Genomic DNA, 25725 nt, shown 5'->3' with positions numbered 1-25725 from the left:
GTCGGCGGGGGCACTCTCCTCCCGGCCTCGGGGGCGGCTCCTGCTCGCGCGGTCATGATCGTCATGGCCGCACTATGTCAGCAAGATGCGCCATAGACTCGTATGTCCTCATATCACCCGCCCACACGGGCTATTGAACGGCTGATCCCGGGGTGTCCGAAAGGGTTCCCGAGGTGCCCGGTGACATCCCTCACGCCGACTTCCCGCACTAGACGGGTTGGTTAGTAGACGCCGTCCGGGCGATATGGGCGACTTATCATGCCGCAACCAGGCATACGGTGCAGGTGGTGCGGAGCGATGTGCCTCACGCAGCCCCTTCGTGCCTTCTGTCCGATCTGTGCGTGCTCCTGACGGATGGTCAGGGGTTGTTGTGCTCCCGTGAGCCGGATCTGCACACCCGTGCGCTCAATTCAAGGACCCCCGGTGGCTACGAGGTCGGGTAGTAGTGACGCGCGTTGCCCTTGCCTCGCACGGGTTTTAACAATGACGGCCCCACAGGGGCGTCTCCGCAGCTCAGGCACACCGCTCGTGCCGAGCCGACCCCACCAGTGACGCCCCGCGACCACCGAGCGAGGCCCGAATGAGGAAGCACCGCAGGAAGACACGGCATCGGCAGATAACCGTCGCTGCCCTCGCGCTCGGCGCGCTGGCCGTGCCCACCGCCGCCATGGCGTGCTGGGACGACCAGGGAACCCGCACCGTCGGCTCCGCCGGTCAGTGGCAGAACGTGTCCGACAACCAGGGGCTTTGGCTGGACGCGGCCCACCGGGGGCAGTGGCAGAGCCAGGACCTGACCTCGCCGTCGGCGACACCGACCACACAGGCGCCCAGTGCGCCTGCTTCCACGGCACTGTCGGCACCCGGGACGCACAAGGCGAAGAAGAGGCACGCCGGGCACAAGACGTGGCACAGGACGTGGCACAAGGCGTCCGCTTCCCACAGGCCCGCGGCCCCCACGGCGTCGGCGCCGGCGAAGCCCGTCGCGCCCCAGGCACCCACGCCGGCGAAGCCCGCCGCGCCCAGGCCGTCGAGCTCCGCGCCGTCCACCTCGGCACCATCCGCCTCGACGCCCCCCTCTGCGACGCCGAGCGCCTCGGCCCCCGCGTCCGGTGCCGTGGCCCGCATCGTGGCCCTGGTCAACAGCGAGCGCAGCAAGGCCGGCTGCTCCGCGGTGACCCTGAACGCGAAGCTCTCGAACGCCGCCCAGGCCCACAGCGCGGACATGGCGAGCCACCAGAACATGTCGCACACCGGCTCCGACGGCTCGGACCCGGGCCAGCGGATCACGAGCGCCGGTTACAGCTGGAGCTCCTACGGCGAGAACGTCGCCTACGGGTACTCCACCCCCGAGCAGGTCATGGCGGGTTGGATGTCCAGCCCCGGTCACCGGGAGAACATCCTGAACTGCGGTTTCAAGGAGATCGGCGTCGGTCTCGCGCAGCCCGGCGACTACTGGACGCAGGACTTCGGCACGGCCCGCTGACCGTACCGGCTTCCGCCACAGCACGTGGCCTTTCCCGTCCTCTCCACCCGCATCGGCCCCGACCGGTTCACCGGCCGGGGCCGGGCCGTGCCCGCGCGAGGGGGTGCTGCGGGCGTATGAGAGGCAAGGACGTGCCGAGTCGCGGCCGACCCCGTGTCAGCCCCGCCCGGGCCCGTTCGACACCGGACGGCCCGTGAAGGCGTCCAGCAGGACACGGCCGCCGACCGGTCGCGCCAGCCGTACGGTCACCTCTTCGGCACGCAGGTCGCTGGTGCACGGACCCTCCCGCGTGCCCACGACGGACGCGTACAGCACCACGCTTCCGTCGGTCTCCAGGACGTGGACGGCCGGTCCGTCGTCGCAGGAACCGTGGTGGGCCAGTACGGTCACCGACCGGCCGTCCCCGGCCACCTCGACCAGCCGCCCCAGGGCGGCCAGGACGCTGTCGGGCACCGCCCGGCTCGGCTTGACGGGCGACTTGGGCACGTGCCCCGAGCCGACGGCGGCCCGCTTGAGCGGGGTGTCGTATCCCTCCAAGGTGAACAGCCAGGCGGGGACGGTCGCGGGCCCGCGGCTCGTGGTCAGCTTCATGCGGCCCGACTTCGCTCCGGTCACGGTCAGATGAGGTCCGTCGTTGCTGCCGCGGGCCACGGTCTCGTACGCCTCGCGTGCTGACATGAGCGGCAGGTCGAGCGAGGCTCCGCCGTCCCATTCCACCCTGCCCTCCTTGTCCGGGGACGCGGGCAGCTCGGTGCGCAGGACGAAGTTCTGGGTGGTGAAGGCGATCTTGTCGGCATTGTCGTGGAAGGCGCCCTCGGGGAGCTGGACCCCGTCCGTCAGCGCGTAGTAGCCCTTGCGCCACGTCTCGGCGGCCTGCGAACCGTCCCAGGCCTCGGCGACCTGACGGGCACGTGTCCGCGCGTACGGGTCCGTGACGACGGCGCTGCCGCCGGCCTTCTCGCTCCCGCATCCCGTCGCCGCTCCGGCCCCGCCGACGAGCAGGGAGAGCAGGACGAGCAGATCGACGGTGCGTGTGGTCCTCGTACGCATGGGTCCCCCTGGTGCTGTCGGTGACGGGCTGAGAGTGTGCGGCGCGGCGTCGCGACCGCGCCGCTCCTGTGACGCCTGGCCCCCCCGTGTCGTTCGGGCCGTGGGCCCGGTCGGCCGGCTCCGTTGCCGCATCGTGACCGTGCCCGGGCTCCCCGCGACCTCCGCCCGCTGCGCGGTGCACACATGTGCCCCCGAAGGACGGCCGGACTGCTTCTAGAGTTTCCCGGGATGTCGGCTGTTTCGAGGAGGCGGGAAACCTTGAACTCTCGTGTGCGGGCCCGAGTTTCGGCCTATGCCCTGGTGGTGCAGGACGAGCGGTTGTTGCTGACCCGCCTGTCCGACGCCTCTCCGGTCTTCGCCCCGGGAATGTGGCACCTCCCCGGTGGAGGGATCGACCCGGGGGAGCAGCCGGATGAGGCCTTGGCCCGGGAGCTCCTGGAGGAGACGGGCCTCCAGCCGGCCGATGCCCGGCTGATCGACGCCCGGAGCTACCTGGTCCACCGAAACGACGTGGACTGGAACCTGGTGTCCTTGTTCTACGCCGTGACGGTGAAGGAGGGCGCAGCGCGGGTGGTCGAGGTAGCCGGATCCACCGACCAGGTGCGATGGATCCCCCTGCGCGACCTGCGGCAGGCCGCGCTGACCCCGGCGGCCCTGGACGGCCTCCGCATGCTGCGCAAAGGGCCCCTGGCCGCTGGATGAGCCGTGCCCCGGGGGTGGACATCCTCGGCGACAGTCGGGGCGGTACTCGACGAGTGTGTCCGAGGCCCGCGGTGCCGTGGGCGGGTCACGTGGTGCGCAGGGTGCTCTTGGCGAGCTCGAACGCCGGGAGCATCGCCTCGTGCTCCGCGGTGTCCATTCCTCCGAGATGCAGGACGACCGGACCGTCCGCCGTGGTGACGGCGAGGGCGCGTTCCTTCTTCGTCTCGTCGAGCGCCTGGCTCGTGTAGAGGTACTCCACCTCGGCGCCGCTGAGGCCACCCGCCTCGAACGGCCGGTACTTCGCCCTGCTCGCCCCGTCCTCGGCCGCCACGAACTCCTCCAGCACGGCCCTTGCCGTGGCGTCGCCCGGCGCGCCGGTCCAGACACGGAGGTAGCCGATGTTCCCGGCGGGCTTGGCGTCGACCTCGCAGGCGGCGGTGACGGGCCCCTGGCGCAGAAGGGCGTCGGCGATCTCCGAAGCCAGGTCGTCCTCACCGCCGCCGGACGCGGAGGCCCTGTCCTTCGCCCCGCCGGCGTCGACGGCCTCCGCCTTCCAGTCCTCGGCGATGTCGAAGGTCACAGGGAGCTCGCAGGGCGACCCCGCCGCCCCGACGGTGCCGCCGCTCTTCGCCGTCCGCGCGTCGCCTCCGGTGACACTCGCGGACGCCGTGGCGCTCGTCGACGCCTTCGGGTCGTCCTCGGTCCCCTCCGAGCACCCGGTCAACACCCCGGCGAGCAACGCCACATGTGCCGCAGCACCCCACACCTTCACAGCCCCGCCCCGCACGTCCGTCTCCCCTCTCGCCACAGAGGGGACAATGTAACGGAGGGTTTCGGACAGGTCGTACGGGGTGGTGCGTCGGTCCCGGCCCCGGAGCACACCGTGCGGCGTCCCCACCCGTGGGCGCCACCGACACGCCGGCGGCGCTCGTCGCGCCGACCGTCCTCACGATCGGTCTTCCGGACCTGACGAGCCGCCTCTGCGCACCCGGGGCCGGGAATTGGCGGTGCCTGCTCACGCGACTTTGACTACGGTCTCCGGATGAGGATTTTTGCGGGGGCCGAGGACCTGTCGGCAGTGGTGCGCGAGGCGCTGGGGGAGGACTGCCGGATCGTCGGCGCCGACCGCCTGCGCGGGGGCAGCAAGAAGGGCGTCTACCGTGTGCGGCTCGCCGGGGCCGGCCCGGCGAGCGTGATCGTCTACAGCTGGGCCCAGGAGAAGAACTTCTGGCCGGGTACGGCCGACGACGACGGGGCCGACCCCTTCGCGCGCGCCTCCGGACTGATGCCCTTCCTGGCAGCGCAGCGCGAGCTCGCGGAGATCGGAGCGTGCGTTCCGCGCGTGCTGTGGGCGGACGGCAGCGGGCGGCGATACGGAGCGGACGTCGCCGTCGTCGAGGACATCCCCGGCGGCACCCTGGAAGCGCTCTTCGAAACCGACCCCGCTCGTGCGGCGACCGCACTGGACCATCTGGCCGGCACCCTGCGGCTGATGCACCGTCACCAGGCCTCCCGGTACGGGAGAGTGGACCTGCTGGAGGGCGGCGGCGTCTCCGTCGGGGAATCCTGCGAGCAGGTGGTCCTCGACCGGGCCCTGCGCGACCTGGACGAGGCGGCGGGCCGGGACGCCAGGATCGAGTCCGTACGCACCCGGCTCGACGACCGGCTGCGCGAGTTGCGCGCGCTGGTGGCCCCCCGTGGTGAATTCGGTCTGATCCACGGCGAACTCGGCCCCGACCACGTCCTGGTGAACCCGGAGGGGCAGGCTGTCCTCATCGACATCGAGGGCCTGATGTTCTTCGACATCGAGTGGGAGCACGTCTTCCTGAGCCTCCGCTTCGGTGAGCGCTATCCGGTTCTTGCCCGGCCGGGCCTCGACCGGCGGCGCCTCGACCTCTACATGACGGCGATGCGGCTCTCCCTCGTCGCCGGCCCCCTGCGCCTGCTCGACGGCGACTTCCCCGACCGTGAGTTCATGCGAGGGATCGCGGAGCACAACCTCCGGGAGACGCTGGCTCTGCTTCCCTAGGGCCAGGTGCCGACGATCGGACCCTCGGCCGGCCTCGGCGGGGGAGTCGCCGGTGACGCGGACGGCGTCGTCGTCGACCGATGACCGGGTACGACGACACGACGGACGGCTTCACCACGTCGTACGCCGACGCCCGTGGCGTCGGCCGCGTCGACCGGACGAGCCTGAGCGACGGCGGCCGGACCCAGCGGCGCGCGCCGCACCTGGCTTCCCACACCGGTTCAACGCCACCTTCAGCGACGGGCGCGACACCATCGCGGGCGGCTGGGAGCGGCCGAAGGACGGCGAGCTCTGGAAACCGGACTTCGATGTGACGTACACGCGCGTCGGAACACCGCCGCGCGCCTGAGCCACCGTGATCACGGTGACGGTGCGGGCTCGGCGTGCGCGGTGGCCGCGGGCATTCGCCTCGGGTGGCGGGCGTCGTCCATGTCAGGGCATGCGTCTCGGTGGCGGGCGTCGTCCGTGCCGCGGGCGTCCGCCTCGAGGCCGGACGCCGTCCGTGCAGCCGGTGCGGTTCAGGAAGTGCGCGGTACATCCCCGCGTGCTGGAATGACCACGAGGACCGACGACCGCCGGCCGTCCGCCACGGCTGCCGCGAGGGACGGGCGGTGAAGTGCCGGCCATCGACTCCCGTCCCGCTCGCGAGGAGTGGCCATGAACCACGTCGAAGACATGGGCCCCGTCGACTACCTGGTCATCGAGTTCCCCGGCAACCGGATGACGGGGGAGGCATTTCCCCTGCTGGTCGACCTCGCCGAGCGCCGGATCATCCGGATCCTCGATCTCGCCTTCCTCCGCAAGGACACCGACGGATCGGTCACCGCTCTGGAGCTGCGGGAACTGGGGGACGAGGTCGATCTGACCGTCTTCGAAGGCGCCTCCTCGGGACTGATCGACCAAGAGGACATGGACGAGGCGGGGAACGCCCTGGAGCCCGGGAACTCCGCCGCCGTCCTGGTGTACGAGAACCTGTGGGCCGCGCCGATGGCCGGCGCGCTTAGACGCAGCGGGGCGCAGATCGTCGCCGGCGGCCGTATCCCCGTGCAGGCCATCCTGGCCTCGCTGGACGCGACGGAATGAACGACCCCGGCGGCGGCAGGGCAGCCGCCCGAACCGCTGATCCGTCCGGGCCGGCAGCACCGTACCGGCTCCGCGCACGTCGCAGCATGGGAGATGAGTGATCATGCCTGGACTCCTCAGGGGCGTCGCACGCACCGCCGTCGTCGCCGGAACCGCCACGGCGGTGTCCAACCGTGTGTCCCGACGACAGGCGGGGCGCTGGGCGCAACAGGAAGAGCAGCAGCCGCCTCAGCAGCAGGTCTACCGGCAACAACAGGCGTTCCAGCAGCCGCCTCAGCAGCAGGCCTACCGGCAACAACAGGCGTTCCAGCAGCCGGCGGAGGAGCAGGCCTACCGGCAACAACAGGCGTTCCAGCAGCCGGCGGAGCCGGCTCCCGCGGCGCCGCCGGCCGCCGACGACATGACCCAGAAGATCGACCAGCTCAAGCAGTTGGCCGATCTGAAGGCACAAGGCGTTTTGACCGAGGAGGAGTTCGAGGCGCAGAAGCGCCGGCTCCTCGGCTGACCGGCACGCGGCAGGCCGTAGCCTGAGGCCGTGGCCGGCGAAGAGGCGTGGGACGAAGGTGGGTACGACGAGTGTCTGCGCGCGGAGCGGGAAGCCTACGCGTGGGTCATGCGAAGCCACGGCGGCATGACGTCGTGGCAGGCCAGTGAGGCGGCCCTGCGGCGCTACCCGTACGAACCGCCCGGCACGCCCCACCGCGGACTGACGTTCCACGACGAGGCATGGCACTGGGCGATGCTCGACCTGGAGGGCCCCCAGTACTGGGTGGACCGCCCGGACCTGCAGGATCCGCCCGAGGAGTACCGGGCGTTGGGCTGAGCGGCCCGCGGCCGACCAGAGGCGGAGTCCGCGCAGGCGGGGCAAGCTGGGCACATGGTGACCGCGCCGATCGTAGTCCACGGACCGGTGCCCGCCGGAGGCCGGCCCGTAACCGTGCGTGACCATCGGGTGGGTCTGGCGCACAGCGACACCGAGGTGGTCGAGCTCATGCGTCGGTCCGGGATGCCGTTCGGTCCGCACCTGCTCGACAATCCGGTCCGGGTGCGCTGGAACGGCGCACCGGCTCACACCTACTGCACGTCCTGAAGTCCGCGGCTCCCCACACGCCGTGCAGCAGCGCCGGCCGCACGGCGAGCGGAGGCCGGTTGCACGCCGTGCGCCCGCACCGGCCGTACGGCGACAGGACGTCGGCGACTGTCGCGAGCGCACGGGAGCCGACGCCGGTACCGGTCGATTCCGGAGCCGATGCCGATGCCGGAGCCGGACGACATCTGCGCGGCGAAGTCCGACGAGCCGGGCGGCCCGCACTGCCCGGGAAGTGAGGCGCTCCATGACCGTGTCGCATCCCGCCGAGCGCACCCACAACGGCCGGGGGTGGTTCGAGCGGTTGGCCGAGACGGCCTCGAATGTCACCAGCTCGGTGCCGTTCGCCTGCTTCTGCGTGGCTCTGGTCGCCGCCTTCATCGCCGTCCACGCGGCACACCTGCCATTGTCGTGGCAGCTGCTCGTCGGCGACGTCATGACGGCCGTGAACCTCTTGTTGCTGGCGCTGCTGAAGAACTCCGAGCGCCGGGCGGAGCACGCCGTCCAGCGCAAGCTCGACAGCATCGCGGCGGCTCTGCTCGAACAGTACGAGGGGGAGGGCCGCAAAGCCCATGACGACCTGCGGAAGGCGATCGGCATGGAGGAGCAGCTCTAGGCACGTGCGTGGACCGCCTTCCCCATGCGAACCCGAGGTGGACGGATGATCCTGGGAGCATGGCTGATCCGCGGTCCGTGATCGTGTCACCGCCGTCGCCGACGGGCGGACGGCGGGTGCGCGTGGACGGAGAGATCCTCGGGCTGGCGTTCGACGTGGCGGACGTGGCGGAGTTCCTGCGCCGGGCCGGGCTGGAGATCGCGCCCGAGGAGGTGGCCACGTCCTCGCTCATCGACTGGCGTGGTGTCGGCCCGGACCACTGGGGGCCGGAGACCGCCGACTGACGCACGTCGATTCCTTTCGCACGCCGCGCGGGTCCACCTGTGCATGACCCAGACAGAAGAGAACTCCCGCAGGCTCCTGCAGTCGCTGCTCGTGTCCCTCAACGGTGTGACGAGCGAACCGCTGGCTTGGGCCGGACCGTACTTCGGCGAGGGCAGTGCCGCGCACTCCCTGGAGGTCCTGGAGCGGTGCGAAGCGCTGCTGATGGGCCGCCGCACCTATGACGTCTTCTCCCGGCAGTGGCCGTCGGCGCCCGGCCCCTACGCGGCCCGGCTCAACGCGATGCCGAAGTACGTCTTCTCCTCCACCCTCGAGGAGCCGCGGTGGAACAACACCACAGTGATCGGCGAGGACCCGGTCAAGGCCGTGACACAGCTCAAGCGGCACCCGGGCCAGGACCTGATCGTCTACGGGCACGGCCGCTTCGGGCAGACGCTCTGCGACGCCGGCCTGGTCGACGAGCTGACCATGACCGTCGTCCCCGTCTTCACCGACGGGACTCCGCTCTACCGGCCCGGCCGCACCCCCCAGGCGTGGGAGCTGCTGACCGCCGGGCCCGGCAAGGACCCGTGGCTCGTCTCGCTGACATACCGCCCTGCCCCGAGCCGAGAGGAAACGAATGCCTTCGATGGGGGAGGTCGGTAGCATTTATGAGTAGATGAGAGTTTTGTTGAATTCGTGGTGCCGGCGTGAGCGGGGCACGCCGGCACGGGCGGGGCCGACTGCGAGGTGATGTGTGATGGCCTCCACGCCGGACGGAACGGCGAGTCCGGCGGTGCCGGGTGTCTCAGGGGTGTACGGGAGCGGCGGGGAAGGCCTGGTGGGGGTGGAGTTCGCCGGATATCACGTTCAGCGTGAAATCGGGCGTGGGGGAATGGCGGTCGTCTATTGCGCACGTGATTTGCGTCTGGAGCGAACGGTCGCGCTGAAATTGCTCGCCCCCGAGATGGCGCGCAACGACACCTTCCGCCGTCGCTTCGCCCATGAGTCCCGGGTGGCGGCGGCCATCGACCACCCGCACATCGTGCCGATCTTCGAGGCCGGTGAAGTGGAGGGGGTTCTCTACATCGCGATGCGGTTCGTCTCGGGTCTCGATCTGAGGGCGCTGCTGGACCGGGACGGGCCGTTGCCGGTGGACGCGGCGCTGCGGATCGGCGCTCAGGTGGCATCGGCTCTGGACGCGGCGCACGAGCACGATCTGGTGCACCGCGACGTGAAGCCCGGGAACGTCCTGGTGGCCCCCGGCACGGACAGCGATCACCCGGAGCACGTGTACCTGACGGATTTCGGACTGACGAAGAAGTCCTTGTCGCTGACCGGCTTCACGACGGTGGGCGAGTTCGTCGGGACCCTGGACTATGTGGCGCCCGAGCAGATTTCCGGCCGCCCCGTGGAGGGCCGATGCGATCTCTACAGTCTCGCCTGCGTGGTGTACGAGATGCTGGCGGGCGGGCCGCCCTTCGTCCGGGACGAGGACATCGCGTTGCTGTGGGCGCACCAGTACGACCAGCCGCCGCCGCTGAGCGAGCGACGGCCGGGTGCTCCGCCGGGCCTCGACGACGTGCTCGCGAAGGCTCTGGCGAAGGTGCCCGAGGACCGTTTCGACTCGTGCCTGGAGTTCGTGGCCGCGCTGCGTGCCGCCGCTGCGGCCGGCATCACCGCCGGACATGGTCCGGTCCCACGGGCCGGCACCGACCGTCCCGCGGGCGGGACCCGGAGCGGGTCGGCCGCGCCGCGGAGGCCGGGACCGGCGCCCGAACCGCCGGCCTGGGCGCGCCCTGTCTTCAGCGGGCCGACGCCGTAGGCGCCGTCCGCGGGAGGCCGGACGGGCGCCGTCGGCAGCCGGTCGACGAGACGACAGCTCGCTCCGTGCCGGCCCAGTCGGCGGCCGCACCCGGCCCCACCGCGCCGGCGCCGGCGATCAGGACGTCGGTCGTTGGGGTGTGCGCCACGGGTGCCTCCCGCTGCCTGGCCCTCGGACCGATGCGGTACGTCCATGGTCGCCCGGCCGTACAGGGGCGGCGAGCCGGACGGCGGGGCCCCGCCGGACGTCGGCGCCGGTGTCGGCGGATCCGACGACCGCATGCCTCGGCCCGGCGCTCACAGGGTCAGTCCTGCCCTGGCCGCAGCCGCGGGCGCGGGAGCGAGGTCGTGGCGGATGTACCACTCGGTGGCCAGCAGACGTCTCTGCTCGCCGGGCGGGAGTGCGGCGATGCGACCTGGCAGGGCGCCTCGAGCCACCTCGGAGCGGTGGGCCAGCACGGCGGCGACCTTCCGCTCGAACCACGGACCCACGTCCACGGCGGCGCCGATCCACTCGTCCGGCACGCTGAACATCTCCCTGCCTGGCCGCATGAGCCCGGCCCCCAGCGCCCGAGCCGCCGAGTGCGGGTGGGTGGCGAGGTAGAGGGCGCTGGGCCGCCAAGGGGCACCGGCGTCCGGACAGAGCCGTTCCAGAGCGGCGGCCTGCACCGCCAAAGAGGTCACCCTGTGCGCATGGAGATGGTCCGGATGACCCGTCAGCCCGCCGTACGCGTCGTGGGTGATGACCACATCCGGGCGGAACTCCCGGATGTGCGCGACCACGTGCCACACCGTCTCGTCCAACGGCGCATCACAGAACCGGACATGTCCCGGGGCCGACTGCGGAGCACGGGCATCGGCGTAGCCGAGGAGCCGCGGCTCGCCGGCACCGAGAATCCGGAGCGCCTCGGACAGCTCCGCCGCACGTGGGGTGCCCTCCGCCCAGGTCGCCGTGACGACCGCCGTCCGCGCCCCCATGGTGGCGTGACGCGCGAGCACGCCCCCGGCCGAAAGAGACTCGTCGTCAGGATGCGCGAACACCCCGAGGACGCTCGGAACCGCCATGTCTCGGCCACCTCCGGCACGGGGACTCGGATTCACGGACCTGCTCAGGCTAGGGGACCGCTCACGCGACGGCCCACTCGCTCGGCCGCGACCCGTGTGCGGTGGATCATGTGGGGATGACTGACGACGTGATTCCCGCAGCGCCGATCGTCGAACGGCTGGCGCGGTACGAGAGGGCCGATCAGGACGAGATCCTCGGTGACGGCGCCGACCCCTTCGGTGTCGCGGACGCCGGGTTGACGTGGCTGCCCAAGGAAGAGCATTTCGGCATCAGGCTGGCCGGCCGCCTCGTGGCCCATACCGGATTGCTGAGGATCCCCCTGTCGATCGGGGGAACACGCCGGGACGTCATGGGCGTCGGAGGCGTGGCCGTCGCGCCCGACCTGCGGGGGCGGGGACTGGCCCGCCTCGTCGTGACGGCGGCGGTGGACCACGCCCGGACCCTCTGCAGCTCCTCGCAGCCACTTCTCGAGAACGCCGTAGTCCGCGTCGACGAGTCCGCGACGGTGGTCGACGCGATGAAGCAGGGCGCGGCCCGGATGGTGGGCCGACACCCAGGCTGGGATCAGTGGTCCGTCGACGTCGAGGAAGAGCAGTGCACGCTGTCCGGTACCGGTCACCGCCGCACGATACCGCTCCCGGAGTCCCGCCACGGCGGCCCCGGCACAGGGCGTCGGGACCTCCGGACGGCGAGCGTGGCGGTCGAGGCGGGTCAGGCCAGGTAGTCGGCGACGAGAACGGCGAAGTCGTCGGGGGTGGAGAGCCGTATGCCGAGCTGTTCGGCCTTCGCGCGCTTGGAGCCCGCGTTCTCCCCCGCGACGACGAGACTGGTCTTCTTGGAGACGCTGGACGAGGACCGGCCACCGGCACGCTCGATGAGTTCGTTCATCTCGTTGCGGGTGAGCTTCTCCAGCGGACCGGTCATCGCGCCGGTGACCACCACGGCCATGCCGGCCAGCGGACCACCCTCCTCGGTGTCCGTGGCGACGGCCTCGTCGGTCGCGTCCGCGGGGGCGGGCGCCGTGGCACCGGGCTCGGTCATGTTGACCCCGGCCGCGGCGAGCTTGTCGAGGAGAGGGGCGAGGCTGGCGAGTTCGGCGACGATCGACGGGGCCTTCTCGGCACCGATGCCCTCCACACGCTGCATCGCCTCGGCATCGGCGGCGCGGACATGGCCCATGGTCGCGAAGTACCGGGCGATGCGCCGCGACATGGACCGTCCGGTGCCGCGGACGCCCAGCGCGCAGAGCACTCTGGACAACGGCTGTCCCTTGGCCCTCTCGATCGCCGCGAGCAGATTGTCGGTGCTCGTCTCACCCATCCGTTCCAGGCCGAGCAACTGCTCCCGGGTCAGGGCGAAGAGGTCGCCGAGGTCGGTGACCAGACCGGCCGCGACGAGCTGGACGACCCGGGTGCCGCCGAGCCCCTCGATGTCGAGCTGGTCGCGGCCCGCCGCGTACGAGAGGGAGGCCACCAGGTGGCAGTCGCGTCCGCGTTCGCAGCGCCAGCGTTCCTCGCTCGTGTCGATCGCCGACCCGCAGCGCGGGCACTGCTCGGGGAAGACGATGGGCTGTTCGTCCCCGGTGCGCAGATGCGCCACGGGGGCCTCGATGCGCGGGATGACGTCACCTGCGCGGTGGACCATCACATGGTCGCCCAGCCGCAGGTCGCGGCGTGTGATGTCGGCCGGGTTGTGGAGGGTCGCGTACGTGATCGTGGAACCCTCGATCCGCACCGGCTCCAGTACGGCGCGCGGGGCGATGATGCCGGTCCGCCCGACGTTCCACTCCACCGCCAGCAGCCGGGTGATCTTCTCCACGGCGGGAAGCTTGTAGGCGACGGCCCAGCGTGGCGCCCGAGAGCCCGCTCCGGCGGCCCGTTGGTCGGCCGCCAGGTCGGCCTTGACGACGATCCCGTCGATCCCGAAGGGCAGCTCGGCGCGCAGGCCGGCGATCTCCGTCACCCGCTCCAGGACCTGCTCCGCGGTGTCGACGGCCGTGCCCGGCACGGCCGTTCGCGCCGTGGTGTGCACGCCGAGCTCGGCGGCCAGGGTCATCAGGTCGCTGTGCGCGAGCTCGTTCAGCCGCGCGGAGAGCTCGGCGTCGGTGTCGGGCAGGGCCAGTAGGCCGTAGCCGAAGAAGGTCATCGGCACCGTGTAGGCGCGCTCCTTCGCCCGCAGGGTGCCGGCGGCCGCATTGCGCGGGTTGGCGAACGGCTGCCCGCCGTGCGCGGTGCGCACCTCGTTCGCGTGCTCGAACTGGGCGGTCGTCATGAGGACTTCGCCCCGCACCTCCACGCTGACCGGCTCGGCCAGCTCCCGCGGCAGGCCCTCGATGGTGCCGATCGCGTGCGAGACGTCCTCCCCGGCAGTCCCGTCGCCCCGGGTGATCAGCCGAGTGAGGCGGCCGCCGGTGTAGCGCGCGGCGATCGCGAGACCGTCCAGCTTCGCCTCGACGCTGAAGCGGGTGACGTCATGGCCGATGCGCCGGGCCAGTGACGCCGTCCACGCGGTGAACTCCTCGGCGGAGAACACGTTGTCCAGGCTGAGCATCGCCACGGTGTGAGGGACGTCGCCCTCGACGGATCCGCCGGCGACCTTTCCCGTCGGCGAGTCGGGCAGCACCTCGTCGGGATGCTCGGACTCCCACTCGGCTATGGCACGCACCAGGCGGTCGTAGGTGTCGTCGTCGATCGGCGAAGTGCCACCCTCGTAATAGGCGGTCGCCGCTCGTACGGCGTCCTCGACCGCCTGGGCGTAGGCGACGGCGTCCACGATCACTGCTGCAGCTGTAGTCATGACGGGCATCTTGCCGTCCACCACTGACAATGCCGCTCACGCACGTCGGCCAATGGCCTCGCCGGTCTCATTGCCCAGCCCCGCGACGGGCCGGGCCGGGCAGGGCGGGGCTGGGCGGGCCGGGCTGGGCCGGGCTGGGCGAGGCGGTACAGCGGCGCTTCACCGTCCGTGGCGCTCTGTACGTTTCGGTCATGGACGGACGTCTGGTCGGCGTGGACGTGCACAAGGGGTTCCGCGTCGCGCGGCACTGTGTGCCGCCCGGCAGCCGCCGGGACGGCCTGCCCGATCGCCTGCCGGTGAGGCCGTCTCCGACACGCCACGGCGCGACCCGTACGGCATTGCAGGGCAAGGCCCGGCACGCAGCGGTCGCGTGTTCACGGTTTCGCGGTCCGGCTGCCCTCCTCGTGCTTCTCCGCCCCGTTCGCCACCTCCTGCTCCACGTCCTGCTCCACCTCCTTCACCTCGCACACGTCCTCGTGCTCGCCGTCGGAGAGAACCGGGCGGTGGCTGCTGGCCGCGATCTTGGCCACCATCTCGGCGAGTTGCCTGCAGGCTCGCGCGACCTCCAACTGGGTCTGAATGTGCTCGGTGACGGCCGCGCTGAGCAGAAGCGCGGTCAGCGAGGCGGAACCGTTGAAGGCCTGCAGGGTGATCATGCTGGTGAGCAGGTCGCGACCCGCGAACGGGCCCGTTCCCTGGACGGCGCCGACGATGGCGAACGTCGAGACGGCGAGGGCGCAGGGCGCGGCCCCGGCCAACTGGAAACGGAAGGCCGCCCAGATCAGCAGGGGGAAGCCGAGGAAGAGCAGTGGTGTGTCGGTCGTCTGGAGGTATCCGACCGCGACGGTGGTTGCCACCAGCAGCAGCGCCTCCACCCAGCGCGCCGCCGGGATGCCCCTCGGTGGACGCACAGAGCGGAGCAGGAGAAGGAACGGAGTGACCAGCAGGACGCCCATCGCGTCCCCGGTCCACCACACCGACCACGTCGGCCAGAAGGCGCCGGGGCCGAGCACACCGGCGGCGACCAGGGTGCCACTGCCGATGGTCGAGCTGACCAGCATGCCGACGAACGCACCGAGGAAGATCAGGGCGAGTGCGTCCCGCAATCGGCCGATCTCGTTGTGGAACCCCGTCCGGCGGAGCAGCAGGTACGAGCAGAGGGGTGCCAGCGTGTTCCCGGCGGTGATCGCGAGGACGGCCGGGATCGACGGGCCGAGCGAGAAGTTGGCCAGGAAGGCACCGAGCGTGATTCCTGGCCAGACGAGGGGGCCGCGCAGCAGCAGGCTCGCCAGCGCGATACCGGTGGGCGGCCAGAGCGGTGTGACCTGGCTGCGTACGAGCTGCTGGGCCAGTCCGAGCCGGGCCGAGCCGTAGTACAGCGCGGCGACGACGCAGATCTCCAGGGCGAGTACCCCGCCGCGCCGGAGCCGTTCATGCGGCGCGACAGCCATCGGGCGACCTCCGCATCGACACCGCCCCGAGATCCATCATCCGTCGGATCTCCCGGATCCTCCACGGCGCCTTCGGGCCGGCGCCGGGCCCCGGGCGGAGGACCGGATCAGACGTGCGGGGTGCGCAGCGCGAGGATGGCCATGTCGTCGTGGCCGTCACTGGGATGGTGATCGGCCAGTGCCTGCACGAAGTCGTCCAGGGGAAGACTGCTGTACGTCGCCGCGAGGCCGGCGAGCCTGTCGAGGCTCTCGTCGATCGGCCGTGCCGGATCTTCGATGAGGCCGTCGGTGAAGAACACCACGGTGGAGTCCGGCGGCACGTAGCGGGAGTGGTCGGGGCGTGGCTGGTCGGGATCGACGCCCAGCGGCAGTCCGGGCTCGGCGAACAGGTATTCCGCGCGGTGCGGGGGGCTGATCACCAGCGGTGGCACATGGCCCGCCGTGCTCCAGTGAAGGCGCCACCCCGGCCCCTCCGGTTCGAGCCGCGCCAGAGTGATCGTGGTGACGGGATTGCTGGTGACGGCCTGCAGGGTGCGGTCGAGCTGGGAGAGGACCGCGCCGGGCGGGTTCAGTCGGTCGAACAGGAGGGCGCGCAGCATGTTGCGGGTGGAGGCCATGGAGGCGGCGGCGTGCAGATCGTGGCCGATCACGTCACCGATGACGATCGCCACCACGTGGTCGGGCAGCAGTACGGCGTCGTACCAGTCCCCGCCGAGCTGGCTGGGCTCCGTGGCGGGCCGGTAGATGGCGGCGGCCGAGAAGGGCCGCAGGTCGGGCAGGCTCGGCAGCAGGAGTCGCTGGAACTGCTCGGCCCCGACACGCACCCGTTCGAACAGGCGGACGTTGTCGATCGCGATGCCCGCGGCGCTCGCCAGCGCGATGACGACGTTCTCGTCGTGCACGTCGAAGGGCCGGCCGTCACTCCTCTCCGACAGGTAGAGGTCACCGTAGATCTCGCCGCGCACGCTGATGGCGACGCCGAGCAGGGTGCGCAGGTGCGGGTGGCCGGCCGGGAACCCCGAGGAGGACGGATGGGCCGAGATGTCGTCGACCCGCAGCGGCTCGGGGTGATGGATCAGGTGCCCGAGGACACCCAGCCCGCGCGGCATCCCGGTTTCGGCCAGATCGGTTCGTTCCTGCTCGGACAGGCCGAGCGGAATGAACTGCTCCAGATGTTCCCCGGACTCGCTGAGGACACCCAGCGCACCGTAGCGGGCGCCCACCAGGTCCATGGCGGTGCTGACGATGCGGTGCAGCACGGCGGACAGTTCCACCTCCCTGCTGATGGCCACCACCGCGTCCAGCAGCCCTTGCAGCCGGTCCATGGCGTCCAGCAGGGCCCGCAACTGCTCGTCGATGCGGCCCACCTCGGCGCGCAGACGCACATTCAGATCTGGCAGGTGCGGCTGCCTCGGGCTGCCCTCCTCGTGTCCGGCCATCACGAGCGCCTGACGGCCTGATGTCGGGACCGCGGCGTCCTCGGGTGGCAGCGGTCCGTCTCGGTCGAGGTCGACGGAGTGCCGTCGCCGGCCGCGTCGGCTCGATGCTGCCGAGTGGGGGCGCCGGCCGCGGTCGGGTCGCCGGACAGGAGGGCAGCCCGGATGCTCGTCCGCAGGTCGGGGCAGGGCGCACGTGGTGTGCGCATCGACGTACGCCGCGATACGGCCGGCGCGCGCCGGCCGCGACGGCGCCGCTCGTGCAGGCGCTGACCTGAGCGGTACACACCGGCCTCCTGACACGACCCTGATCAATCGGGACCACCGCCTGGCACGGCCGAACAGGGCAAATGGTCACTGCTCCAACAGCAGCATCCCACTTCCGCCGTTGCCTGACTTCCCGGACTGAGCCACCCTCGCCCCCTCGCCCCGTCGCCCCGACTGCACGGACGTTCCAGCCGGCTGCCCGCGGCGGCCGGGCGCGCATCAAGGGCGGCGGCCGGGGCGGTGGCGAGGTCGTCCCTCCGGCCGTCTGACGCCGTCAGGTCTGTATTCGTCGGGGAGGCGCACCGCGGGGTCCCCGACGTGCAGGCCGAGCGGGGGCGCGCGCGGCGGTCCGCGTCCCACTCGCCGGACACCGCGGGCACCCTCGGTGGCGCCTGCCCGGGCCCGGCTCGTCCCGCTTCGCGCTCCCGGCCGTGTGACACGCCGTGATCGCGCTACGGCTCAGTAGGCTGGTGCGCCGAGCAAAGGAGCATTGCGCATGAGTTATCGCCTGAAGGCGATCAGCCGTGACGAGCACTTGGGCTTCGTCTCGGCCCGTTCCTCGGTGAGTCATATGCAGGTTCCCTCGTGGGGGGACGTGAAGCCGGACTGGCGGGCGGAGAGCCTGGGCTGGTTCGACGAGCACGACCGGCTCGTCGGCGCCGGTCTGGTGCTGATGCGGCCGTTGCCCAAGCTGAAGCGGTACCTCGCCTATCTGCCCGAGGGTCCGGTCCTCGACTGGGCGGCGCCGGACCTGGAGCGTCTGCTGGAGCCGATGCTCGCGTATCTCAAGGACCAGGGCGCGTTCTCGGTGAAGATGGGCCCACCGGTCGTCGCCAGGCGCTGGAGCGCCGAGGCGGTCAAGGACGCGATCGCCGACCCGCAGGCCCGGTGGCTGCGGGAGGTGGAGGCCACCGCGCACGAGCCCGGAGCCTCGGACATCGCGGACCGGCTGCGGCGGATGGGCTGGCAGCGGACCGAACCCGGGGGCGAGGACGGCTTCGCCGCGGGCCAGCCGCGCTACGTGTTCCAGGTGCCCTTCGCCGGACGGTCGCTCGACGAGATCCGGCAGGGCCTCAACCAGCAGTGGCGCCGCAACATCAAGAAGGCGGAGAAGGCCGGCGTCAAGGTCGTCCAGGGAGGCTACGAAGACCTGCCCGCCTTCTACGACCTGTACGTCGAGACGGCCGAACGGGACCGGTTCATCCCCCGCCCCCTGCCCTACTTCCAGCGGATGTGGGCCGCTCTGACGTCCGAGGATCCCGACCGCATGCGCCTCTACCTCGCTCATCACGAGGGCGAGGTCCTCGCGGCCGCCACGATGCTCACCGTCGGCGACCACGTCTGGTACTCCTACGGCGCCTCGACCAGCCGCAGGCGCGAGGTCCAGCCGAACAACGCCGTCCAGTGGCGCATGATGTCCGACGCCCACGAACTCGGAGCCCGGATCTACGACTTCCGTGGCATCACCGACACGCTGGACGAGGGCAACCACCTGCTGGGCCTGCTCCGGTTCAAGGCCGGCACGGGCGGCGAGGCGGTCGAGTACCTCGGCGAGTGGGACTACCCGCTCAACAAGGTCCTCCACAAGGCTCTAAACCTCTACATGTCCAGGCGCTGAGGGCGAGTACGGATCCCGGCGCCGGGGACGAGCGCCACACCACGGTCCGACCGGCGGGACGCGCTCCGGCAGTGGGCGCGGCCCGCGCGGTGGGGTGGTCGCGCGGCCAAGTGGCCGTTCCCGCCTCGCTTTCGAGGGATCGGCCGGCCGGTCGACGCGTGCCTGACGAGAGCGGGCCACAGGATCACAGGCGGCCTGGCATCATCGCAGACACCGTCGCCCGCCGGGGGAGTTCGCCGTGCACATCCTGCTCATCGCCAGCGGTTTCAACAGCCTCACCCAACGCGTCCACGCCGAGCTGCGGGACCGTGGCCACACGGTCCCCGTGGAACTCGCCCTCCCGGGCTGCTCCTTGGCGGACGCCGTCCACCGGCACGCACCCCGACTCGTCATCGCCCCGATGCTGAGAACGGCCATCCCTCGCGACGTGTGGGCCTCCTACCCCTGCTTCGTCGTCCACCCGGGTCCTCTCGGCGACAGGGGGCCGTCCTCCCTCGACTGGGCCATCCAAGAGGGCGCGGAGGACTGGGGTGTGACGGTCCTTCAGGCTGTGGAGGAGATGGACGCCGGTGACATCTGGGCGACCGCGGCCTGCACGCTGCCGCCGCTGGCCAAGAGCGACCTGTACCGCAACGAGATCGCCGACGCCGCACTCTCCGCCGTCCTGCTGGCCGTGGAACGCTTCGCCTCGGGCACTCACACCCCCCTGCCGCAGAGCACCTCCCGCACCCGCCCCTACCTCGGTCAGAGCGCCCGGCGGATCGACTGGCAGGAGGACGACACGCCGGCCGTCCTGCGCAAGCTGCGTGCCGCGGACTCCCAACCCGGCGTCCTGGACGTGCTGTTCGGCGAGGAGTGGTACCTGCACGGCGGCCATCCCGAGGACACCCTGCGCGGCGCCCCCGGCGAGCCGCTCGCCACCAGGACCGGAGCGCTCTGCCGGGCGACGAAGGACGGCGCGGTGTGGATCCCCGAGCTGCGGCGGCGGCGCGTGCCCGGGCAGCCGCCCACCTTCAAGCTTCCGGCCGTGTCGGCACTCGGCTCCCGGCTGCCCCCACTGCCCGAGCTCGGCGCACCGCTGTTCCCGGCGGACGGCCGGCGCACCTGGTCGGACATCGAGTACCGCGAGGAGGACGGCGTCGGCCACCTGTCGTTCTCCTTCCCTGGCGGAGCCATGAGCACATCCCAGTGCCGTCGGCTCCTGGACGCCTACGAGGAGGTGCGCGCCCGCCCCACCGACGTGCTGGTCCTCGGCGGACGGCGGGACTTCTTCTCCAACGGCATCCATCTCAACGTCATCGAGGCCGCCGCCGACCCCGCCGCGGAGTCCTGGGCGAACATCAACGCCATCGACGACCTGGTCGAGGCGGTGATGACCACCGACGACAAGTTCGTCGTCGCCGCCGTCCCGGGCAACGCGGCGGCGGGCGGCGTGATGCTCGCCCTGGCCGCCGACGAGGTGTGGTGCCGCGGCGGCGCCGTGCTGAACCCGCACTACCGTCTGATGGGCCTGTACGGCTCGGAGTACTGGACGTGCACTCTGCCTCGCCGGGTGGGAGCCGCCGCCGCGGCACGGCTCATGCGCGAAGCCTTTCCGGTCAGCGCCGCCAGCGCCTTGCGCCTCGGCCTCGTCGACCGTGTCGTGGAGTGCGGCGCGAACGACTTCGCCGACGAGGTCCGTCTCCTGGCGGCCCGGCTGGCCGCGGCTCCGGCCACGCGCGCCCGGATCGAGAGGAAGAAGGCCGAGCAGGCGAACACCGGACCACTGGAGGTCTTCCGGGAACGGGAGCTGGCCCGGATGCGCCGGACCTTCGACGACCCGGACAGCTCGTACCACGCGCTGCGGCGCGCCTTCGTCCGCAAGGAGAAGCCGTCCCGTACGCCGCTCCATCTGTCCGGCCTGTCGGCCGTCCCGGCGGCGGAAGACATCTCGTGAGGGTGTTTTGGCCGGGCCCGCGTCATGTAGGCGGGCCCGTGCTTCCAGTAGGCCCGAGCCGGCGCCCGGGGTCACGACACGGGATCTCGTGACTTGACACGGCCGGGCCAGGACAGGGGAACCGGCGCTCCGACGGGACAGCCGTACCGGCGTGCCGACTGCCCTGGCCCCGGCGCGGTCCGAAGAGGACCATGGGAGGTGAGCGAGCAAGGGAGGCCACCATGAAGACCGGAGCCTCGGAGTACGACCGCTGGCTGTACTCCCACACACCCTCCCAGGCCGAGGGCGAGCGCGACGAGCCCGCCGAGCGCGTGAGCGCGGCCATGGAGCGGCACCCGGACGTTCCCAGGACCGAGCCGTCCCAGGCGGAGGGCGAGCGGTAGGGCGACCTGGGAATCCAGTGATCGCAGGCCGCTGGGCCGCCGGGCACGACCGGCCGGTGCTTCGACCAAGGTGGTCGTCGGCGAACGGACGGATGAGCGGTAGGGCGTGCGTGTGCGGACGGCTCGGTGGCCGGGCTCCCGAGCCGTCCGCGTGGGCGTCCAGCCGTCGAAGGCGAACTGCCGATATTCGGGATCCGTGATCGGTGGGGGTCCGTGCAGGCGCGCACTGGGGCCCGGTGCCGCCCGGGTGCAACCGTGTCTCCCCGTCGGCATGATGAGGAAAGCGGTGTGCCCGCCCGCTCGCTCGTGACAAGCGATGGGAGCCGTTCCATGGGACAGATGACGGAGACGCAGGCACCGCCGAAGAGATCCGTCAGCGCCGGAGGCGTCTTCCTCGGGTTCGCTCCCTGGATCATCTTCACGATCGTGGCCGGTCCCAGCACCTGGGAGTACGCGGCGCTGGCCGCGCTCGCCGCGTCCCTCGTGCTCTCCGGACGGGACATCCTGCAGGGCCACCTGAACCTGCTCGACATGACCGGCATCGTGTTCTTCGCCGTGATCTCCGTCCTCGCCCTGGCCCTGGACCACCACGAGCTGATCTGGCTGGAGACCTACGCGCAGGTGCTCGCCAACGCCGTCGTGGCCCTTGTGGCACTCGGCTCGCTGTTCTTCGATCCGTTCACCGCCCAGTACGCGCGGCGTGCGACCCCGCCCAGTGTCTGGGACTCGCCGGTCTTCAAGCACATCAACATGGTCCTGACCACCGTGTGGGGCGGTGTCTTCGTCGTCATCGCCGTGCTGGGCCTGCTCGCGATCCTCGTGCCGTCCCTGGACGACTGGTTCAACTGGGTCGTCCCGATCGTCCTGTTGGCGTGCACGGTCAAGTTCACGGAGCACTACCCGGAGTCGTACAAGGCCAAGGCCCTGGCTTAGGGGGCTTCAGAACGCGGACCCTCGTCGGGGGTGAGGTACTGCTCGGCCCAGACCGTCTTTCCGGTCGGTGTGTGGCGGGTGCCCCAGCGCTGAGCGAGCTGTCCGACCAGCAGCAGGCCCCGGCCGCCCTCGTCGAAGGTACGGGCCCGACGCATGTGCGGTGCGGTGCTGCTCGAGTCGAAGACCTCGCAGATCAGGGTGCTGTTCTGGTGGATGAGGCGGAGCTGGGCGGGCGGGCGGCCGTAGCGGATGGCGTTCGTGACCAGTTCGCTGACGACGAGCTCGGTGATGAAGGCGGCGTCGTCGAGTCTCCAGGCGGTGAGCTGCTCGGTGGCATGCTGGCGGGCCCGACCGACGACCGCCGGATCGAAGTCGAGGTCCCAGGCGGCGACGTGGTCGGTCTGCAGGGCGCGGGTGCGGGCGATGAGCAGGGCGATGTCGTCGTCGGGACGGTGCGACACCATCGACGTCAGCACCCGGTCGCAGACCGTGTCGAGGCTCTGGGCGGGGCGGGCGAGGGCGGCGAACATGGTGTCGAGGGCTTCGTCGATGTCGTGCTCTCGGGTTTCGAGGAGCCCGTCGGTGTAGAGGACGAGGAGGCTGCCCTCGGGCAGCTCGGTCTCGAAGGCCTCGAAGGGCAGTCCGCCGAGGCCGAGCGGTGGGCCGGCGGGGACGTCGAGGAAGCGGACGGTGTGGTCGGGGGTGACCACGGCGGGCGGGGGATGGCCGGCACGAGCGAGGGTGCACCGGCGGGAGATGGGGTCGTAGACGGCGTAGAGGCAGGTGGTGCCGATGCCTCCGGCGGTCTCGGGTGTCGCGTCGTCGGCGCCGGTCTCCTCGGCGGACAGGTGGAGGACGAGGTCGTCGAGGTGGGTCAGGAGTTCGTCGGGCGGCAGGTCGACGTCGGCGAGGGTGCGCACCGCGGTGCGCACGCGGCCCATGGTGGCCGAGGCACGGATGCCGTGCCCGACGACGTCGCCGACGACCAGGGCCACGCGGGCGCCCGACAGGGGGATGACGTCGAACCAGTCGCCGCCGACTCCGGCCTTGGCGACGGCGGGCAGATAGCGGGTGGCGATGTCGAGGGCGTGCTGGTCGGGCAGCGTCTGCGGGAGCAGGCTCCGCTGCAGGGTCATGGTGGTGGTGTGGTCGCGCGCCGGACGTCGGGAGTGGTGGATGCTCACGGCGGCCTGGGCGGTGAGCTCCTCGGCGAGCCACAGGTCGTCCTGTTCGAAAGGGGCGGGGTGCTCGTGACGGGCGAAGAGGGCGACGCCGAGGGTGGAGCCGTTCGCGCGCAGCGGCACGATCATCAAGGAGTGGATGCCGCCCTCGTGGATCCGGGCGGCCTCGGGGTCGTGCGCGACCCACTCGGCGAGCGCGGGGGACTCCGCGTCGAACAGGGCCCCGTGGCCCTGGGCCAGGCACTGCGCCACCGGTGACTCCGCCAGGTGCCGGACCTTCGGACCGGAGCCAGTGGGAGACGGCGGGCCGCTGTCCGGTGCCGGGCTCACGGCGGCACGGAACATGGTGAAGTCCCTGGCCTGCGGAGCGTGGGAGGTGTCGGCGGGCTGGGGGGTCTCGAACAGGTCGACGACGGCGCGGTCGGTGAGGCGCGGGACGACTGCGTCGGCGAGTTCCTGGGCCGTGCGCCGGCTGTCGGGGGTGGTGCCGATGCGCCCGGCGGCGTCGTGCAGCAGTTGCATGCGCTGCCGGGCGGGTTCTTCGTGCGGCATGTCGTGGGCGGCCAGGCACACGGCACGCACTCGGCCCGATGGGTCCTTGAGCGGGGTGAGCGACGCCGGCCAGCCGTGTTCGCTGCTGACGCCCGAGTGGTGCAGGAAGGCGTCCATGTGCTGCGGCTCGCCGCTGTCCAGGACCAGGCGCATCTTCGCGTCGGCCTCGTCGCTCGCGGTGTGGGGAGCGAGGTCGGACAGCCGCAGCCCGCGCATGTCGTCCTCGGTCAGGAGGAGGGCGTGCTCCATGCCGACGTTGGCCCGCACGAGCCGCAGATCCGTGTCGAAGACGGCGAGGATGCACGGCGTCTGGCGGAAGGTCCACTCCCTCAGGACGTCGCCCTCCTGCGAGGGCTTGCCGACCGGGCGAGCCGGGGGGTGCGGGCGGTCCCGCACGGCGGAGACGACCAGCCAGCCGGCTGCCCTCTCGGTCCGGTGGTGCGCGAGCAGCCGCTGGGTGACCTGGTGGCCCTCGCGGTGCCGCAGCGGCACGGTGCCGTTCCACCGTTCCCGTCCGGCTGTGTCCCGGCGGAGCGCCGCGGCGGTGTCGGTGGCGTCGACCGGGCCGCCCGTGCCGTCGGCGTCGTCGGCGAGCAGGCGTACGGCGGGCTGTCCGACGATCTGCGAGGACGTGTAGCCGAGCAGGCGCTCGGCGCCTTCGCTCCATCCGGTCACGATGCCCTGGTCGCTGATGGTCGCCGTGGCGGTGGTGGTCGTGACGGCCGGGTCGGGCAGGGCATTTGCCTGCGCCTGCTCACCGGGAGGGGTGGGAAGTCGCTCCATCGCCGCTCATCTCGCCCTTCGGGAACCTGGACGGCTGGGCCTGGGGCAAGGGCCCTCCTGTCCAGCATGATCCTGGGGAGCGCGGAGCACCAACCCGGCGCTGCCCTCCAGGGCCATGCGCCCGGTCGCCGCGTGGCCGCCGTCCCCTGCCGCGTCGCGGCAGGGACCCGGGTGCGTCCTCACGGCCGTGTCCGGTGGGGTGCGGCAGACGGGGCATGACGGATGGCGGGTGCCACTCGTGCGCGTGGGGCCGTGGCGGGTGCCAGTGGTCGTACGTGTCGGGGATGTGGCCTGTGACACGCCCGTGACAGTCGACGGACGTGGTGATGACGTCGCCGAGTCAGTCTTTTGGAACCAGCGCAAAACGCCTTAATCGGGCATTTGCCTACTGCTTCCGAGGGTGCGGGCAGTGACGACCCGGCCGACCCGTCGACAGAGAAGGAAGACCTCATGAGCCCCGCCCTCACCGCCCCGATCTCCACCCCGTCCGCCCCGGTCCCCGCCCCGTCCGCCGAGACCTCGGCCCCCGGCGCCCAGGTTTCCGCCATGACCTCCGCCACGACCTCCGAGGCCGACGCCCCCGCGCTGGCCCCGCGCGAACGCGAGACCCTGCGACATATCGCCGCCGGCTGCACCTACCTGCAGGCGGCACGCCAGATGGGACTGTCCAAGCACACGGTCGACGCCTACCTGCGCCGGATCCGCGCCAAGCTCAACATCACCACCACCGCCGAGATGACCCGACTGGCCATCTCGCTCGGCCTGTGACACACCGCCGTCCGGGTGCCGGTCCGGCCGGCGGGCGGGACGGATCCATGGCTGTCGTCCGGCGCGTGCCGGAACCGGGCGGGTGAGTCGGCCTCGGTGGCCCAACTGCCGTGCGGGCGACGGACTTCGACTCAGCGGACGCTTTCTGCACCGGCCGGATGATCACCGTACAGCTCAGTGCCCGGCGAGGCGGCGGCCCACTCGTTCGCCGCGGACGAGCTGCCGGCGCCGGCGGACTTCCGCGCCCAGCAGGCGCGCGGCGCGCCCGAGACCGTCGCGAAGCACCCGGCGAACCTCGTGGACGCGACCGGCGCGGACGAACTCATGATGGTCACACACACCCGTCTGCGCACTGGCCGACCGCCTGAGGTCCTTCGCACTCTCGTCATGGCTCTGAGCGAGACGTGATGCGGGTCGTGC

General features: G+C 71.5%; 26 protein-coding genes. 18 read left to right on the top strand and 8 right to left on the bottom strand.

Annotated elements, in window-relative coordinates; translation table 11 throughout:
- Positions 1–714: 714 nt before the first annotated feature.
- Complete coding sequence (locus tag H305_RS56055; protein WP_028801370.1) at positions 715–1125, bottom strand: hypothetical protein; 411 nt, start codon at positions 1123–1125, stop codon at positions 715–717.
- Between H305_RS56055 and H305_RS56050 the strand changes: the two genes are divergently transcribed.
- Positions 1115–1483, top strand: a complete 369-nt coding sequence (locus H305_RS56050; RefSeq protein WP_324608105.1) for a CAP domain-containing protein — start codon at positions 1115–1117, stop codon at positions 1481–1483. The two genes, H305_RS56055 and H305_RS56050, sit on opposite strands and share 11 nt — an antisense overlap.
- Before the next feature lie 156 nt (positions 1484–1639).
- On the opposite strand, the gene H305_RS0116645 is transcribed toward H305_RS56050, so the two are convergent.
- The gene (locus tag H305_RS0116645) at positions 1640–2533 is read right to left on the bottom strand and encodes a hypothetical protein (protein ID WP_028801368.1); all 894 of its coding nucleotides are present in this window, start codon (positions 2531–2533) and stop codon (positions 1640–1642) included.
- 258 nt (positions 2534–2791) lie between these two features.
- Between H305_RS0116645 and H305_RS0116640 the strand changes: the two genes are divergently transcribed.
- Positions 2792–3235 (top strand): NUDIX domain-containing protein, encoded by a 444-nt coding sequence (locus tag H305_RS0116640; RefSeq protein ID WP_037764192.1) that lies wholly within the window; start codon positions 2792–2794, stop codon positions 3233–3235.
- 85 nt (positions 3236–3320) lie between these two features.
- Here the strand turns inward: H305_RS0116640 and H305_RS0116635 are convergent, their stop codons facing one another.
- Positions 3321–4022 (bottom strand): lipoprotein, encoded by a 702-nt coding sequence (locus H305_RS0116635; protein WP_051370650.1) that lies wholly within the window; start codon positions 4020–4022, stop codon positions 3321–3323.
- Between the two features lie 255 nt (positions 4023–4277).
- Here H305_RS0116635 and H305_RS0116630 point away from each other — a divergent pair, with 255 nt between their 5' ends.
- From H305_RS0116630 to H305_RS0116590, 9 genes are all read left to right on the top strand, one after another.
- Positions 4278–5264, top strand: coding sequence for a phosphotransferase family protein (locus H305_RS0116630; RefSeq protein ID WP_028801365.1), 987 nt, complete (start codon positions 4278–4280; stop codon positions 5262–5264).
- A gap of 657 nt (positions 5265–5921) precedes the next feature.
- On the top strand, positions 5922–6347 hold the full coding sequence (locus tag H305_RS0116625) for a DUF6325 family protein (protein ID WP_234020910.1): 426 nt from the start codon (positions 5922–5924) through the stop codon (positions 6345–6347).
- A 103-nt stretch (positions 6348–6450) separates the two neighbouring features.
- Positions 6451–6852: an SHOCT domain-containing protein gene (locus tag H305_RS0116620; protein ID WP_028801363.1), complete on the top strand. Its 402-nt coding sequence runs from the start codon at positions 6451–6453 to the stop codon at positions 6850–6852.
- Between the two features lie 30 nt (positions 6853–6882).
- Positions 6883–7170, top strand: coding sequence for a hypothetical protein (locus H305_RS0116615; RefSeq protein ID WP_037764189.1), 288 nt, complete (start codon positions 6883–6885; stop codon positions 7168–7170).
- 114 nt (positions 7171–7284) lie between these two features.
- Positions 7285–7437 carry a hypothetical protein gene (locus tag H305_RS0116610; protein ID WP_324608104.1) on the top strand — a complete coding sequence of 51 codons (153 nt, stop codon included), beginning with the start codon at positions 7285–7287 and terminating at the stop codon, positions 7435–7437.
- Between the two features lie 244 nt (positions 7438–7681).
- Positions 7682–8050 carry a low affinity iron permease family protein gene (locus H305_RS0116605; protein WP_028801360.1) on the top strand — a complete coding sequence of 123 codons (369 nt, stop codon included), beginning with the start codon at positions 7682–7684 and terminating at the stop codon, positions 8048–8050.
- A gap of 59 nt (positions 8051–8109) precedes the next feature.
- A complete protein-coding gene (locus H305_RS0116600) occupies positions 8110–8334 on the top strand; it encodes a hypothetical protein (RefSeq protein WP_028801359.1) in 225 nt (74 codons plus the stop codon).
- Between the two features lie 43 nt (positions 8335–8377).
- Positions 8378–8977, top strand: a complete 600-nt coding sequence (locus H305_RS46195; RefSeq protein WP_051370648.1) for a dihydrofolate reductase family protein — start codon at positions 8378–8380, stop codon at positions 8975–8977.
- 229 nt (positions 8978–9206) lie between these two features.
- The gene (locus H305_RS0116590) at positions 9207–10136 is read left to right on the top strand and encodes a serine/threonine-protein kinase (RefSeq protein ID WP_420708085.1); all 930 of its coding nucleotides are present in this window, start codon (positions 9207–9209) and stop codon (positions 10134–10136) included.
- A gap of 296 nt (positions 10137–10432) precedes the next feature.
- Here the strand turns inward: H305_RS0116590 and H305_RS0116585 are convergent, their stop codons facing one another.
- Positions 10433–11200, bottom strand: coding sequence for a PIG-L deacetylase family protein (locus H305_RS0116585; RefSeq protein ID WP_037764186.1), 768 nt, complete (start codon positions 11198–11200; stop codon positions 10433–10435).
- Positions 11201–11316: 116 nt separating this feature from the next.
- On the opposite strand from H305_RS0116585, the gene H305_RS54835 reads away from it, so the two are divergent.
- Complete coding sequence (locus H305_RS54835) at positions 11317–11925, top strand: GNAT family N-acetyltransferase (RefSeq protein WP_234020906.1); 609 nt, start codon at positions 11317–11319, stop codon at positions 11923–11925.
- Here the strand turns inward: H305_RS54835 and ligA are convergent.
- The 3 genes from ligA to H305_RS0116565 form a co-directional block, all read right to left on the bottom strand.
- Positions 11913–13997, bottom strand: coding sequence for an NAD-dependent DNA ligase LigA (gene ligA, locus H305_RS0116575; protein ID WP_078629102.1), 2085 nt, complete (start codon positions 13995–13997; stop codon positions 11913–11915). The genes H305_RS54835 and ligA overlap by 13 nt on opposite strands.
- 374 nt (positions 13998–14371) lie before the next feature.
- Positions 14372–15448, bottom strand: a complete 1077-nt coding sequence (locus H305_RS46185; protein WP_078629086.1) for an MASE1 domain-containing protein — start codon at positions 15446–15448, stop codon at positions 14372–14374.
- A 107-nt stretch (positions 15449–15555) separates the two neighbouring features.
- Positions 15556–16887 carry a PP2C family protein-serine/threonine phosphatase gene (locus H305_RS0116565; RefSeq protein ID WP_078629101.1) on the bottom strand — a complete coding sequence of 444 codons (1332 nt, stop codon included), beginning with the start codon at positions 16885–16887 and terminating at the stop codon, positions 15556–15558.
- A 760-nt stretch (positions 16888–17647) separates the two neighbouring features.
- Here H305_RS0116565 and H305_RS0116560 point away from each other — a divergent pair.
- From H305_RS0116560 to H305_RS0116545, 4 genes are all read left to right on the top strand, one after another.
- Positions 17648–18769 (top strand): lipid II:glycine glycyltransferase FemX, encoded by a 1122-nt coding sequence (locus H305_RS0116560; protein WP_028801354.1) that lies wholly within the window; start codon positions 17648–17650, stop codon positions 18767–18769.
- Positions 18770–19007: 238 nt separating this feature from the next.
- Complete coding sequence (locus H305_RS0116555; RefSeq protein ID WP_028801353.1) at positions 19008–20705, top strand: hydrogenase maturation protein; 1698 nt, start codon at positions 19008–19010, stop codon at positions 20703–20705.
- Between the two features lie 221 nt (positions 20706–20926).
- Positions 20927–21088, top strand: coding sequence for a hypothetical protein (locus tag H305_RS54030; RefSeq protein WP_199791415.1), 162 nt, complete (start codon positions 20927–20929; stop codon positions 21086–21088).
- A gap of 339 nt (positions 21089–21427) precedes the next feature.
- Positions 21428–22021, top strand: coding sequence for a hypothetical protein (locus H305_RS0116545; RefSeq protein WP_234020904.1), 594 nt, complete (start codon positions 21428–21430; stop codon positions 22019–22021).
- Here H305_RS0116545 and H305_RS0116540 read toward each other — a convergent pair.
- The gene (locus H305_RS0116540) at positions 22018–24537 is read right to left on the bottom strand and encodes a SpoIIE family protein phosphatase (RefSeq protein WP_028801351.1); all 2520 of its coding nucleotides are present in this window, start codon (positions 24535–24537) and stop codon (positions 22018–22020) included. The two genes, H305_RS0116545 and H305_RS0116540, sit on opposite strands and share 4 nt — an antisense overlap.
- A gap of 450 nt (positions 24538–24987) precedes the next feature.
- On the opposite strand from H305_RS0116540, the gene H305_RS0116535 reads away from it, so the two are divergent.
- Entirely contained in the window at positions 24988–25305 is a 318-nt protein-coding gene (locus H305_RS0116535; RefSeq protein ID WP_234020902.1) for a response regulator transcription factor, read from the top strand.
- Between the two features lie 177 nt (positions 25306–25482).
- Positions 25483–25713, top strand: coding sequence for a hypothetical protein (locus H305_RS0116530; RefSeq protein ID WP_028801350.1), 231 nt, complete (start codon positions 25483–25485; stop codon positions 25711–25713).
- Positions 25714–25725: the final 12 nt, after the last annotated feature.

This window comes from Streptomyces sp. 142MFCol3.1 (assembly GCF_000424945.1).
GTDB lineage: Bacteria > Actinomycetota > Actinomycetes > Streptomycetales > Streptomycetaceae > Streptomyces > Streptomyces siamensis.
This window is presented reverse-complemented; position numbering and strand designations above follow the sequence as displayed.